This window comes from Roseovarius sp. B08, assembly GCF_051417955.1.
Lineage (GTDB): Bacteria > Pseudomonadota > Alphaproteobacteria > Rhodobacterales > Rhodobacteraceae > Roseovarius.
On record NZ_JBPRLW010000001.1, the window covers coordinates 3,479,163 to 3,493,245 of the forward strand.

Here is a 14,083-nt window from a genome sequence, read left to right on the forward strand (position 1 = left end):
CTTTTCGCTCCGGGTCACGCACGCGGGCGCGACGCCACTTGATGTCATCCTGCCTCCTTCAGCTTGCTAATCCCAGACTGTCCTTCAGCCAGTAGTATCCGATACCGATGCGCGTCACCGGCGCCCGCAGCGCGTGCCACGGGATCGCTCGCAACGGTGTTTCCGACAGGTAAAGCGGCACATCCGCGGCCAGGTGGTCCGCGATCATCGCGCCCACCGCCGTCGACATTGCCACGCCGCGGCCGTTGTACCCCAAAACTGTATAAAGCCCGCGCTGCGGCTGGTGCAGATGCGGCCAGCCATCCATCGTCAGCGCCACCTGCCCGGACCATACGTACTCCACCGGCAAATCGCCCACTTGCGGAAACATCCGGCGCATTGCCCACTCCAGCCGTTTCTGATGCGCCAGCCCGTGGCTGTCGCCGATCGCCCCGCGCCCACCCATCACCAGCCGCCCGTCCTCGGACAGGCGGATGTAGAAGGCCAGCTTGCGAATCTCCGACAGGCAGCCGCCGAAAGGCAGTATCGCCTTGATCTGTGCCGGCTCCAGCGGAGCGGTGACAACGATATTGCTTTGCGCCCGTAAGATGCTGCGCGGCAGGCTCGGCAGCAGCTTGCCGTCGCTATAGGCGCCCGTCGCCAAAAGCACGCGGCCCGTGCGGGTGGTCCCATGCGCCGCCGTCACGCGCCAGCCGTCACCGTCGGACCGAAGGTCCGTAACCGGGCACCCGGACACAATGCGTACGCCCGCATTCTGCGCGGCCCGCGCCAGCCCGCGCGCGTAGGCCAGCGGCTGAATCTGTCCCGCACGCGGGTCCAGCCAGCCACCGGCGTAACAAGTAGCTCCAGACATCTCTGCGATCTCGTCGCGCGAGAGCACCCGCGCGTCGACGCCTCGGTCCTGCCATTGCGCGGCGCGGGCCCTTACCGTCTCCAGCGCGATTTCGGAATGCGAGGCCTGGATCCACCCGTTGCGGCGCGGCTGACAGGCGATGCCGTGCCGAGCGATCAGGCCAAAGACCAGCTCGGCGGCCTCCCCGCCCAACCGGATCAGCGCCTCTCCGGCCTCGGGGCCGAACCGGGCGATCACCGCGTCGGGGTCATGCTTGAACCCCGGTATCACCTGCCCGCCATTGCGCCCCGACGCGCCAAACCCGACCTCCCGCGCCTCGAACAGAGTGACGCTGTGGCCCGCCTGCGCGACATGCAGCGCCGCAGACAGCCCGGTATATCCACCGCCCACCACCACAAGGTCGGCATCGGCGGGTGCGTCTGCTTCACGCGCCGGCTCCGCGCTACCGGCATACCAAAGGCTGTCAAAAAATGTCGCGGCGCTTTGTGCCATCAGCTGGCGACCCTCCCGGGATAGGCGCGATCAGCTTCCTTTGCGGTCAGCATGCCCTGCCGCAGATCATCTTCGATCGCCTCGGGCGCACGCTCGTCCGGCGAGCCATAACCTGCACCGCCGCCAAACCGGAAGACAACCAAATCACCCTTGCGCAGATCCCGCATGTCTTTGGACGACAGCGAGATCACCTCGTCCCCGCGATGGATTTCGCAGGCGCCCGTGGTCCCATCGGTGCCCCCGAACAGCCCTTCGGCCGGCAGCTTGAATCGGTCGGCATAAAGCGCCACGGTCGCGCCGTCCTTGAGGATACGGAAACTGCGCTCGAACCCAGCGCCGCCCCGGTACCGTCCGTGGCCGAAACTGTCGGGTCGCAGCCGGTAATCCTCGACCCGGAAGAACTCGTAATCCTGGTCGATCGCCTCTACCGGCGTGTTCGCGCAATTGGCCAGCGGACTGTCGATAGCATCACAGCCGTTACCGGTGCTTGACGCTCCATAGCCGCCGCCGAACACTTCCAGGTAAACCGAATACTTGCCGTTGTTCAGCCAGGACAGGCAACCAACCGAAGTAGAATCGTAGCCCCCCGCGATCACCAGCTCGGGCACCGCCTGCGCCAGCGCCTTCATAGTGGCGTTGAACGCGCGGTAGCAGACATTCATCCGCGCACGCACCGGCGCAGGATAGCGCGGGTTCAGGATGCAACCCTCAGGAACGACCACCTCAACCGACCGGCACAGCCCGTCGTTAAACGGAATGTCAGGCGTGCTAAGGACGCTCTTGATACAAGACATCGTGGCCGAAATGGCCGATGCCAACGGCGCGTTCACGTTGGTCGCCACTTGATCGTCGGTCCCAGTGTAATCCACCGTGATCTGGTCGCCTTCGATTGTGACCTTGGAGCGCACGCGCACTGGTTTGTCGGTCAGCCCATCGTCGTCGATCTCGGATTCGCCGTAGTAAACGCCGTCCGGCGCCTGCGCGATCCCCGCTCGCACCCGCCGCTCGGTATAGCTCTGGAAATCGGCCATCACCTGTTCAACTTTTTCGGTGCCATAGCGTTCGCATAGTTCGGCTACGCGCTTCTGCCCGATCCGGTTGGCGGCAATCTGAGCGTTAAAATCGCCCATCGTCTGCAAGGGCGCACGCACGTTGGCCCGCAGCATCCGCTCCAGCGGGCCGCCGTTCCAGTCGCGCGACATCGAGAATTTCGTCGGCGGAATGATCAGACCCTCGGAATGTACGTCACGCGCATGCGGTGAAAGCCCCGGACTGCCACCGCCAATATCCAGATGGTGCGCCACCGACGCGGCAAAGCCCACCCGGCGGTCCCCGACAAAGATCGGATGAAAAAAGAACACATCCTGCAGGTGCTGCCCGCCCGAATGGCTATCGTTCACGACAAAGAAGTCGTCGTCGGACACCTCGTCAAGGTCGTAGAGCTGCGCACAGGACTGAAAAATCGACCCGATCGAGCCCAGCTGCATCGGGATCAATTCCGCCTGCGCTACGGTATAGCCGTTGCGGTCTAGAATGGCCGCCGAGCCGTCCCGTGCCTCGCGCAGGATGGTCGAATAGGCCGAGCGGATCAGCTTGGCGCCCATCTCGCGCGCGCCGGCCAGAACCGCCTGGCTAATCACGGCATAGTCGATCGCGCTTACGGTCATGCCGGGCTCCTTTCCATCATCAAATTGTCATGCTCGTCGCGTTTGACGCTCCAGCCTTCCGGCAGGTACACGGTCGAGGAATAGCCCTCGATCAGTGCCAGCCCCGGCACCGCCTCGCCTATCGGCAGTTCGGAGGATGAATGCAGGCTAGCTTCGCGCGGGCCGTCCACGGTTTCAAATTTTATAGTCTCGGGCCGGTCCATCTTGCTGGGCTTCTCACGGAACGCTGGAAGGCTACTGATGGGCCGGGTGGCCGTCACGCGAAAGCTGACCGCCTCGATCTTCTGCCCTTCGGTGCCGCCATGCAGGAAGATCCGGTGGTGCGCCTGCTGAAACAGGTCCTCCAGCTTCGCCGCATCCAGCGTGTCGAGCGTGGCTGCGTCCAGTTCCACCGGCACCTCGAAGGCCTGGCCCACAAACCGCATATCGGCGACAAAGTCGATCTCCACGTCGCCGCCCAACTCGAAGGTCTCGAAATCGGCACGCGCCTCTGCCTCCATTTCGGCCTTGATGGCTCGCACCCTGTCCGCCGCCGTGTCATCCACCACAAAACGGTGCGTCGCCGCGTAGATGCGCGAGAAATCCGATGCAATCAGGCCATAAGCCGACAGCACACCCGGATTGGGCGGCACGATCACGCGGTTCACGCCCAGCTCGTCGGCAATTTCTGCGGCCAGCAGCGGTCCCGCCCCGCCATAGGGCACCAGCGCATAGTCGCGCGGGTCCTTTCCCTGCTCGGTCGAGATATGCTGAATCGCCCGCACGATATTGGCCGCCCCTAGCCGCAGGGCCGCCGCCGCGGCCTCGGGCACCGTCAGGTCCAACGCCTTGGCCACGGGCTTGAACACCGCGACAGCTGCGTCGCGGTCAATCTTCATCGCTCCGCCCAAGAAGGCCTCGGGTCGCAAGCTGCCACGGATCACATGGGCGTCCGTCAACGTGGGCTCTTTGCCGCCCTTGCCGTAACAAGCCGGTCCCGGCTCTGCGCCAGCGCTGGTGGGGCCGACGCGCAGCATCCCGCCATCGTCGATCCACACGATCGAGCCGCCGCCCGCCCCCACGGTCGAGATGTCGATGACCGGCGTGCGCACCGGCAACCCGTCGATCTCGGTGTCGGGTGAAATGCCGGGGCGTCCGTCCGTCACCAGGCATACGTCGGCCGACGTGCCCCCATGTCGAATGTAATCAGGTTGCGCTCTCCACTGCGCCCGGCCTGGCTGATCGCGCCGACCACACCAGCCGCCGGTCCGCTGAAGAGTGCTGCAATCGCGTTGCGCCGCATCGCGGTGGCCGGAACGCGTCCACCATTGGACTGCATGATCGACAGCCGCGCCTTGACCCCCAGGTCCTCGAGCGACTGCTCCAGCCTAGCGATATACCGGTCGATCACGGGCTGTACATAACCAGCGAGTGTCACGGTAGAGGCGCGTTCGAACTCGCGGAATTCTTTGGTCACCTGCGAGGATATGGAAATCACCGTCTCCGGTAGCGCATCTGTCAGCAGTTCCAGAAGCGCCTCCTCATGGGCTGGATTTACGTAGGATGACAGCAAGCACACCGCAACCGCGTCGTAATTGCCCTCTTTCAGTGTCGGCACTAGCTCCCGCTTGACCGCGTCGAGGTCTATGGCCTGCAGAATTTGACCTTGTGCGTCGATACGCTCTTCCACCTCGAAGCAGTTCACCCGCTCTACTACCGGCACCGGCCGCCGGTAACGCAGGTCGTAAATATTCCGACGGTCGTGACGCTGCAGGAACAGGACATCACGAAAGCCGGCAGTGGTGACAAAGGCCACGCGTCCGCCCTTACGCTCTAGCAGCGCATTTGTCGCCACGGTGGAACCATGCACGATGTCTTTGATCTGTGAGCAGTCGACCCCGGACTCCTCCAAGGCGTTCAGGACACCACGATCCGGCGAAGACGGGGTAGATGGCACTTTGCGAAGCTCGATCCGGTCTGCTTCCACTGCGACCATGTCGGTAAACGTTCCCCCGACTTCAATTCCAACCCGCATTGTTCACCCCAAAAATAAAAAGATTTACCAAAAGCTTTCATTTTCGTCGTGATGTGGCAAGATAAAATGAAACTAATGGGCAAAGATTTTCATTTTTGGTCTTTTGACGCCTATTTTTAAGTATGAGCCGCGGGAGGATCGACTTGGTTGTAGCACGCAAAATCGCCCGGCCGCCGAATATTAAAGAGATCGACGGCAAGGTTCTGGCGGACCGAATCGGAGACCTACGGCAGCAACACGGCCTGTCACTGCAACAGCTGGCCGACCGTGCGGGCCTATCCATCGGGACGATCAGCCAAGTCGAACGCGGCCTCTCCCGCCCGTCACTTCGGACGGTCCGCAAACTAGCCAATGCTTTCGGCCTGCCGACCGCCTATTTCTTCGACACAGGCAACTCAGGGGAAGAGGCAGAGGATGGTATCGTGATCCGCGAGGGCAGTCGCCCGGTGATGACTTTCGGAGGCACAGACATGACCGCCTGGATGCTGTCACCCCCCGCATTGGAAGGTATGCAGTTCATGCTGGTGCATCTGAAGCCCGGCGCGATGTCGGGGCGCCGCAATTACGAGCATTCCGGCCTCGACCTCGGTCTTGTGCTCTCCGGCACCCTCAATCTCGAGGTCCAGGATCGCTTCTATGTCCTCGGCGCTGGTGACAGTTTCTGTTTCGACAGCAACCGCCCGCACCGGTTCGAGAATTGCGGGAAAACAGAATGCGTCGTCGTTTATATCAACACCCAGTGATCGCAGAAAAGGAGCCCAGATGCCCCGCAAGTCACAGCAAGGCATGATTGTCACGCCACAGCCCGAAGCCACCGAAGCGGGTCATGACATCCTGTGTTCGGGCGGCAATGCGGTCGATGCGGCAATTGCCACCGCATTCGTGCAGGGAGTTGTCGATCCGTTGATGTGCGGCATCGCCGGTTTTGGAAGCATGGCTGTGTACGATCCGCTCAAGAGTAAACATGAATATATAGACTTTCACGCCCCCGCTCCGGGCGCCGCCACCGATGAGATGTGGAGCGATCTGATCGAAGGAGAGGCGCGCGATGGATATGGCTTCGTCCTGAAGAACCGAGTGAATGACATCGGCTATCAATCCATCTGCGTTCCCGCCTCGTTGCGGGCCTATGCCACGGCGCACGAACGCCACGGTACTATGCCATGGGCAGAGCTAGTCCGACATGCGATAGATTGGGCGCAGAAAGGTTGGGCCGTCCGACCGCATGTAAGTGAGTTTTGGTCGGAACCTTCCCGCATGGGACGTGTGGCCAATTCCGACCGCATCGCCCACACGCCCGCCAGCCGTGCACTTTATTGCCGGGAAGACGGCAGCCCGAAACAGGTTGGCGACGGAGTGATCAATCCCGACCTCGCCCAGACCCTCAGCCAGATCGCTGATGAGGGCGCAGACGCGTTTTACAAGGGCGAAATCGCGGCCAGCATCGCAGAGGACATGCAAGCGCATGGCGGACTGCTGTCAGCGCGTGATCTCGAATGTTATGACGCGAAGATCAACCCGCCGCTGACCTCCCGCTACCGGGACTTCACCGTCACCACCAACCAGCCGCCGGGCGGCGGCCTGATGCTCGCGCAAATGCTTAATATCCTTGGCCGGTTCGACTTGGCGCCCATGAGCCACAACAGCGCGGACTACGTCAGAACGGTCGCCGAGGCGATGAAGTATGCCACGATAGACAAGGACCGCTTCATCGGCGACCCAGACTTTGTCGACGTACCTGCTGACCGTATTTTGTCGGAAGACTATGCGGCAGAATTGGCCGACCGGATCAAAAGCGGCGAAAAAGCCGATGTTCCGCGTTTCGACCCCGCCGGCCAGTGCCGCGACACAACGCAGATTTCTATCGTCGATGGCGACGGGATGTGTGTTTCGATGACGCATTCCTTGGGGATGCCGTCGGGCGTCATTACCGATGGCCTTGGTTTCATGTACAATGGATGTATGGGCGTCTTCGATCCGCGCCCCGGTCTGGCTGGTTCGATTGCGCCAGGGAAGGCAAGGTTCAGTTCGGTATGTCCATCAATCATCTTCCGGGACGGGGCTCCCTATGTCGTCATCGGCGCCCCGGGCGCGACGCAAATCGCGATGGGTGTCCTACAATCCGTTTTGAACGTGTTGGATTTCGACTGCTCGATGTCTGAAGCCGTGACGCGGCCGCGTTTCTCGGCAACAAGCAACGCCATCGACGTGGTCAATCGCATACCAAGATCAGTTACCGAAGAACTCGAGGCGCTGGGATACGAGGTAATCCGCGACGCGCGAAGCTATGGGATTGCCTGGGTCCATGGCATCCGTATCGCGGAAACTGGCCTCGAAGGCGGCGCCGATCCCGCTACTGATGGCATGGCTTTACCCTGAAAACACAGCCAAGGAGCCTGCTATTCGCGCAAACGATCAAGGCAGACAATGACGCAGTGGCATCGAACAACCACTTTGTCCGCACAGCGGAAATCATACAATCTTGATACCTTTGAAAGAATTCATTTTTTCTAGAAATCAAAAATTGCTGCTAATGACAGTCAGTCCACCCTTTCCAAATAGCAATGTGTAGGTTGAGTTCCGCAGATCCGTCCAGTTTAGGACTAACCTCTAGTCCGAAAGCTGTTGTGGGGTTGCCGTCCGAACGAAGACAACAACAAGAACCCAAATCTCAACGGACTTGAACTTCATTACAGTCAGATGCCACGCGGTGCGAATTACCCGCGTGCAGAGAGGGGCCCAGAAGGACCCATCGATGATGATCGCAACGGCGCACGATGAAAAGGGCGGGAAGCCGACCTTCGCTGCTTAAGCAAGACGACAAAGGCTCATGTGTCAAAGCCGACGTTCGCTTTGGCCTAAGAAAGCAACCTTTACATGCAAGGGGCTTATGCCTCATCAATGATCGCGTGACCCATTCCCGCTAAGCCGTTGCAATAAAGTCGTTCAATGAAAAAGCTTATAGATCCTATGCTGACCACACTGGCTGCCCACGGAGCAACGCCACAAGGCATCAAGGATGCATTGACCTCCTCAGACGGCAGCCAATACGTGAAATGCGCCTTTCAGGTGAACCCTTTCGCTTATGGAAGTCGTCATTCCAAAACGAATGGTTTTACAGACGAAGACCAGTACAATGATGCGATGGTCAAGACATGCCAAGAAAATGGTGTGCATGTGGTCGCGCTTACCGATCACTTCTGTTTTGACGATTCCGAGAACCTCAGAGCGAAGTTGGAAGATGCCGGGATCAAGGTTTTTCCCGGCTTCGAAGCAAATTCCGCTGAGGGTGTACACATACTTTGCCTCTTTCCACTGGGAACATCTGGCACCGATATGAATGAGAATGTGGGTGCCTGCGACATTCGAAATCGCGACGATCCTTCACCTATAGCACGCAAAGGATTCGAGGAAATACTCGAAGTTGTAAATGAGCGTGGAGGCATCACAATTTCAGCGCACGTGACCCAAAGCAGTGGCTTGCTGAAAGAACTTTCTGGTCAGACGCGCATGAATGCATGGAAGTCGCCATTGCATTTGGCGTCAGCTATCCCTGGACCGCTTGGTGATGTGCCGACTGAATACAGGCAAATTTGCTTCAACAAAGATGGAGCACACAAACGAGACCGGCCCGTCAGCTTTGTCAACGCATCTGACGTTTCAGCACCGGGGGATTTCGCGAAACCCGGCAATACGACCCTACTAAAAATGACAGAGGTCTCGATAGAAGGTTTGCGGCAGGCTTTTCTCGATGGTGAAAGCCGGATCATGCTCAACTCGGACGACGTACCAGCTGAATTCGCGCGAGTTGTCGCCGTCACTTGGGATGGCGGCCTACTCGATGGACAGTACGTTGCGCTGAATGCTGGATTGAATGTGATGATTGGCGGTCGTGGCGCTGGCAAGTCCACAATCGTTGAAAGCCTGCGCTTCGCCTTCGACATACCACCGTTGGGTGCGGATGCCGCGAAGAGTCATGAATCGATGATCAAGCATCTATTGGGGTCACGTTCAGCGGTTTCCGTCTTGATCTTTTCGCCAAGCCCGTCGCCCGGCTACTACCTTATTGAGCGAGCCTACAAACAGGAGGCCCGAGTTAGAAATCAGTCGGGCGAAATCGTGGCTGACCTGAAGCCCTGTGACATAATTTCTGACTTGGAGGTTTACGGCCAGCACGAGATTTCTGAGATCACGAGGCACAAAGGACAGCTTGCCGAACTGCTTGGGCGCTTTGTCGGCACTGATAACGAAGCAGCGATCAGTGAGGACGGGATCAGGGAACGCTTCCGAAGCTCTCGAAAGAAAATCACGGACCTGGACGAAAAAATCGCCGAATTGGACCTTGCTTTGGCCACTCTGCCGGGGCTCAAGGAACAACTCAAACGCTTCGAAGAGACCGAGCTTGCGACACGCCTGCAAGAACAGGCATCTGTCCAGCATGAACAACGAATACTCGACGACTTCTCCAACGCAATAACGGGATTTGAAAAAGCGGGAGAAGCGCTAAAGCCGGACGGAGAAACCGCATCAACCGTTTTGCCGCCAGAAAAAGAAGTGAAACTCCCACACAGGGATGACTTGGCCAAGACCCAAGCGATTGCGCAGGAAATGCACGACGCCAAAGTGCAAGCGGCAGAGGTGATTGCAAAAGCGGCTCAAAATGCAGCCGCCGGTTTGGCTGCTATACGATCTGAGTGGCGGCCAAAAGCCGATGCTGTTGAGGCGACGTACAAGTCGCTCAAGAAAGAACTGGAGGGTGATGGTTTCGATCCCCACGCTTACCTGACTGTGAAAAATCAGGTCGCTGTTCTTGAACCGAAGCAAGGGGAGAAGGATCAGGCTGTTTCGGAACTGGCGGCCGAACTAAAGGCACGACAGGGCATAGTCGATGAATGGGAAAAAGCTGACCGAAAAGCCTATCGTGACCTTGAGAAGGCCGCGAAGAAGGTCAGCAGAAAGCTAAAAGGAACTGTTCGGGCAAGTGTTCGCCCCAGTTCCGACCTGGGACCATTGGAACAGGTTTTGCGGGATGGAACTGAAGGGCAGATCAATCAAGCTCTGACGAAGCTACAAGAGCTTGAGGACCTACTACCTTCGAAACTGGCCGCGACGATCCGCAAGGGTTCTCAAGCGCTCAGCGATGAATTCAGCTTCACCGATTCATCCTCCCAAAAGATCGCCGCTGGTGGCGAAAGACTGGCCTTGCTGGTTGAAGAAACGCGGATACCGCCCGAGGCCGTTATCGAACTCAACGTTGGTCGCGACGGCGAATGCAAAGCGTACGCCGCAGATTGGTCTCACCTTGAAGTTGTGGAATGTCGGTGATCGATGTGCATCATCATGAATGATATGAAAGCAGTAAATCAGAAGGTTTCTCATGTGGCCAATTGTTAAACGCAGCTTCGCAAATGTGAGGAGCTACATGTTTGGCATTTCCTTACTCATGCTGTTTTTTCTGGGCATAGCTATTTCTGTGTTTGTATTCCGCTATGCGTTGGCCGACCCAGAGGGTGCGTTGGCGAAAGGAGGTTGGGGAGATTTCATAGGCGGCACACTCAACCCAATACTGACATTTTTCGCCTTTACTGGCGTTCTACTTTCAATCTTCCTGCAACGTCTTGAACTTGGTCTCACCAGGCGAGAGCTGGAACGCTCCGCCGACGCGTTGGAGAAGCAGATCACGTCAATCGAAAAGCAGAATTTTGAGGTGGCTTTCTTTCAGATGTTAAGTACTTTCAATGCGATAGTTGACTCGATTGACCTTTACAATAAAGCTAACGGCATGGAGAGTAGCGGCCGTGACTGCTTTCGCGTTTTTTACACTCGCCTCAATAAGATCTACCGAGAAAACAAGGAAAAAGGGGGAAAGTTACACTCAGGAGACGCCATATTGAGGCTATCATACTTCAACTTTTGGAAGGACCATCAGCTTGAGTTGGGGCACTACTTTCGTTTCTTGTTCAATACCTTCCGTTTCCTTGATGAAAGTCCCGCGCGTGAAGTATATCATGCCAAACTTCTAAGGGCCCAGCTGTCAGATCAAGAGCTTCTGCTGCTGTATTACAACTGTCTATCCGAGCAGGGGAAAAAATTCCGCGAGTATGCAATCAAGTATGAGCTTTTCGACAATTTGCCGACAGTGCGCTTGTTGGAGGATAGCCACGCGGATTTAATGGATGAGAAGGCGTTCGGCGGCAATCCCAAGTACAACTCCAAAAACATCCGCTCATCCTTCTAACGCAATCGGAAAAAACAGGCAGGAAGCTGGGCAGGCTGAATGGCACTCGCCTGCAATGGATGGTTGTTTTCTCCAAGTGCATTCAGCAGCTCGCCGATCTTGGGATTCGCTTCCAGCACCTCATCGCGCACGACAGGGGCCAGGGCGTAGGCCGGGAAGAAGCCCTTGTCGTCTTCCAGCGTCACGAAGTCGAAGGCGGGGATGCGGCCGTCGGTGGCGAAGACCAACCCGACGTTCACGTCGCCATTCTTCAGTGCCTCGTAGACAAGGCCGGTGTCCATCCGCTTCACCTGGTCGCGGCTCATGTCGAACTCGTAGGTTTCTTGCAGCGGCTTGAAGCCATCGGGCCGCGCATACCATTCGGCGTTCGACGCCAGCGTCAGGTCATTCTCGTTCTGTACGCGGGCGGCCAGATCGGAGAGCGTGGTAATGCCCAGTTCTTCGGGCTCGGCTTTGCGCATGGCCAGCGCGTAGGTGTTGTTGGCCGCAGACGGTTCGAGCCAGACGATGCCCTTCTCGGCATCCAGTTCCTTGACCCGGGTATAGGTTTCGTCGGCGTTCAGCTTTTCCTCGTTGTAGGTGATCAGCGAAGTGCCGGTGTATTCCCAGTAGACGTCGATCTGCCCGTTTTCCATGGCCTGGCGGACAGCGGCCGAGCCCATGCCGGCGCGGTTGTCCACCTCAAAACCGTTGGCCGCGAGAAGCTAGGCCGTCATCGACGACAGAAGCTGCTCTTCGGTGAAGTTCTTGCCGCCGACCACGATCTCTTCTGCATGGGCGACGCCGGCGAGCATGAACGCGCCCGCGAAGACTGTTTTGGCAAATTTTGCAAACATTGCCTTTTCCTTTCTTGGTTGTCTTGTTTTGCGCTATCAGCGCAATGGGTTAACGCCTTTCGGGATCAGCCAAAGCTGTGCCTGCCCGACCAGGAAGTCTACCAGCACGGCCAGCGCGGCGGTCGGGATCGCCCCGGCCAACAGCATGCCGGTGTCCATGAGGTCGATACCGGTGAAAATCAGTTCTCCCAGCCCGCCGCCACCGATCAGGAAAGCCAGCGGCGTGGTGCCGACATTGATCGCCAGCGCCGTGCGGATGCCCGAGAAGATGACGTAAAGCGCATTGGGCAATTCGACCCGGAACAGGATCTGCGCGGGCGTCATGCCCATGCCGTGCGCGGCCTCTTTCAAATGCGCGGGCACTGCCAGGAGACCGGCATAGGTGTTGCGTACGATGGGCAGAAGGGACGCCACGAAAAGGCCGAAAAAGGCCGGGGCAAAGCCGATGCCCAGCAGGGTCATCGAAAGGGCGATCACCGCCAGCGTCGGAATGGTCGTGCCGATGTTGAATATCTGCATGATCGTCTCGGCCACACGGGCCATCGATGGACGCGACAGCCATATGCCGATCGGCACGCCGATCGCGATCGCCGCCCCACCCGAGGCCGCCACCAGCACGACGTGCTGCCGCGTCAGATAGGTGATGTCATCCCAGTAGGCCAGGATCTGGTCGATGATCCCCGAGCACCCGTTCAGGACGCCCGCGCCAAGCAAAAGCCACGGGAAAATCCGCGCGGAGCGTTTCGTGGCGTGAGGTCTTGCCTTTGCGCTCATCTCAGGCCGCCTTGTTCGATGACTTGCGATAGGTCTCGCCCAGCGCGCCGGTGACGGCAGGCTGGGTCACCACGCCGGTATAGCGACCGCTGTCATCGACGCAGGTCAGCCACATTACGTCGTTGGCGAACATTTCCGATACGACGGCGCGCAAATCGGCGTGATGCGGCACGGTTGCCGGCAGCGACCGCGCCAGTTCCTGCACCGAGCCGCGGGCGCCTTCCAGCATCTGAGCGTTGACGTAGCCGACCGGGCGATGGTCGCCGTCGATGACGACCGCCAGCTCTGAGCCGCTGCTTTCCAGCATGGTCAGCGCGTCCTTCGCCTTGGCATGGCGCGACACGGACGGCACATCGGTGTCGGTCACCTGCTCGACCGTGACCAGGCGCAGCCGCTTCAGCGTCCTGTCCGCCCCCACGAAATCCGCGACGAAAGCGTTCGAGGGATGCGCCAGCACGTTGTCGGGACTGTCGTATTGTTCGATCACTCCGTCCTTGAAAATGGCAATCTTGTCGGCCATCTTGACCACCTCGTCGATGTCGTGGCTGACGAACATGATCGTCTTCTTGATCTCGGCCTGCATCTTAAGGAATTCGTCCTGGATCACCTCACGGTTAATCGGGTCGATGGCACCGAACGGCTCGTCCATCAGCATAACCGGCGGATCGGCCGCCAGGGCGCGGATCACGCCGACGCGCTGTTGCTGACCGCCCGACAACTCCTTGGGATAGCGTTTCAAAAAGAGGTTCGCGTCGAGTCCTACAAGGTCCGCAGTTCCGCCGCGCGCTTCTTCGCCCTGGTGCGATCCCAGCCCAGCAGTTTCGGGACCACGCAGATGTTTTCCTCGATCGTCATGTTGGGAAAGAGGCCAATTTGCTGGATGACGTAACCGATTGAACGGCGCAGTTCGACATCGTTCAGCGTCGAGGTGTCCTCATCCCCGATGTAGATCTTGCCGGAGGTAGGCGCGATCAGGCGGTTGATCATCTTCAGCGCCGTGGTCTTGCCGCAGCCGGACGGGCCCAGTAACACGCAGATTTCCCCGGCGGGTACTTCCATGTCGACATCGCGGGCGGCCACAACCTGACCGTTGGGCCAACTCCGAGATCCTGATAGGCTTTATGCAGTTCTTTTCCATCGTCATGATAGCTTTCTCGAGCCGCTTGTCGAAGAGCCTGTAGCGCCACCTCAGGTCAGGCCGCTGTTCAT

General features: G+C 58.8%; 11 protein-coding genes and 2 pseudogenes. 4 read left to right on the plus strand and 9 right to left on the minus strand.

What is annotated here, in order from left to right:
* Window positions 1-58: 58 nt before the first annotated feature.
* The 4 genes and pseudogenes from ACSQ76_RS17690 to ACSQ76_RS17705 form a co-directional block, all read right to left on the minus strand.
* Window positions 59-1,345, minus strand: a complete 1,287-nt coding sequence (locus ACSQ76_RS17690) for an NAD(P)/FAD-dependent oxidoreductase (RefSeq protein WP_437157584.1) — start codon at window positions 1,343-1,345, stop codon at window positions 59-61.
* Window positions 1,345-3,012, minus strand: a complete 1,668-nt coding sequence (locus tag ACSQ76_RS17695) for a hydantoinase B/oxoprolinase family protein (protein WP_437157585.1) — start codon at window positions 3,010-3,012, stop codon at window positions 1,345-1,347. Before ACSQ76_RS17695 ends, ACSQ76_RS17690 begins: the two co-directional genes overlap by 1 nt.
* Window positions 3,009-3,512 carry a hypothetical protein gene (locus tag ACSQ76_RS17700; RefSeq protein ID WP_437158229.1) on the minus strand — a complete coding sequence of 168 codons (504 nt, stop codon included), beginning with the start codon at window positions 3,510-3,512 and terminating at the stop codon, window positions 3,009-3,011. The genes ACSQ76_RS17695 and ACSQ76_RS17700 overlap by 4 nt, the downstream gene beginning before the upstream one ends.
* A gap of 135 nt (window positions 3,513-3,647) precedes the next feature.
* A pseudogene (locus ACSQ76_RS17705) lies at window positions 3,648-5,026 on the minus strand (hydantoinase/oxoprolinase family protein); the annotation flags it as partial.
* 143 nt (window positions 5,027-5,169) lie between these two features.
* Between ACSQ76_RS17705 and ACSQ76_RS17710 the strand changes: the two are divergent.
* The 4 genes from ACSQ76_RS17710 (at window position 5,170) to ACSQ76_RS17725 (ending at window position 11,264) form a co-directional block, all read left to right on the plus strand.
* Window positions 5,170-5,769 carry a cupin domain-containing protein gene (locus tag ACSQ76_RS17710; protein ID WP_437157586.1) on the plus strand — a complete coding sequence of 200 codons (600 nt, stop codon included), beginning with the start codon at window positions 5,170-5,172 and terminating at the stop codon, window positions 5,767-5,769.
* A gap of 19 nt (window positions 5,770-5,788) precedes the next feature.
* Window positions 5,789-7,405: a gamma-glutamyltransferase gene (ggt, locus tag ACSQ76_RS17715; RefSeq protein WP_437157587.1), complete on the plus strand. Its 1,617-nt coding sequence runs from the start codon at window positions 5,789-5,791 to the stop codon at window positions 7,403-7,405.
* Between the two features lie 570 nt (window positions 7,406-7,975).
* A complete protein-coding gene (locus ACSQ76_RS17720) occupies window positions 7,976-10,351 on the plus strand; it encodes an AAA family ATPase (RefSeq protein ID WP_437157588.1) in 2,376 nt (791 codons plus the stop codon).
* A gap of 97 nt (window positions 10,352-10,448) precedes the next feature.
* Entirely contained in the window at window positions 10,449-11,264 is an 816-nt protein-coding gene (locus ACSQ76_RS17725) for a putative phage abortive infection protein (RefSeq protein ID WP_437157589.1), read from the plus strand.
* Here ACSQ76_RS17725 and ACSQ76_RS17730 read toward each other — a convergent pair.
* From ACSQ76_RS17730 to ACSQ76_RS17750, 5 genes and pseudogenes are all read right to left on the minus strand, one after another.
* Window positions 11,261-11,956: pseudogene (locus tag ACSQ76_RS17730) on the minus strand (glycine betaine ABC transporter substrate-binding protein); the annotation flags it as partial. The gene ACSQ76_RS17725 and the pseudogene ACSQ76_RS17730 overlap by 4 nt on opposite strands.
* A gap of 12 nt (window positions 11,957-11,968) precedes the next feature.
* On the minus strand, window positions 11,969-12,100 hold the full coding sequence (locus tag ACSQ76_RS17735; protein WP_437157590.1) for a hypothetical protein: 132 nt from the start codon (window positions 12,098-12,100) through the stop codon (window positions 11,969-11,971).
* 36 nt (window positions 12,101-12,136) lie between these two features.
* On the minus strand, window positions 12,137-12,874 hold the full coding sequence (locus ACSQ76_RS17740; protein WP_437157591.1) for an ABC transporter permease: 738 nt from the start codon (window positions 12,872-12,874) through the stop codon (window positions 12,137-12,139).
* Between the two features lies 1 nt (window position 12,875).
* Window positions 12,876-13,613 (minus strand): CBS domain-containing protein, encoded by a 738-nt coding sequence (locus ACSQ76_RS17745; protein WP_437157592.1) that lies wholly within the window; start codon window positions 13,611-13,613, stop codon window positions 12,876-12,878.
* Window positions 13,614-13,633: 20 nt separating this feature from the next.
* A complete protein-coding gene (locus ACSQ76_RS17750; RefSeq protein WP_437157593.1) occupies window positions 13,634-13,954 on the minus strand; it encodes an ATP-binding cassette domain-containing protein in 321 nt (106 codons plus the stop codon).
* Window positions 13,955-14,083 lie beyond the last annotated feature (129 nt).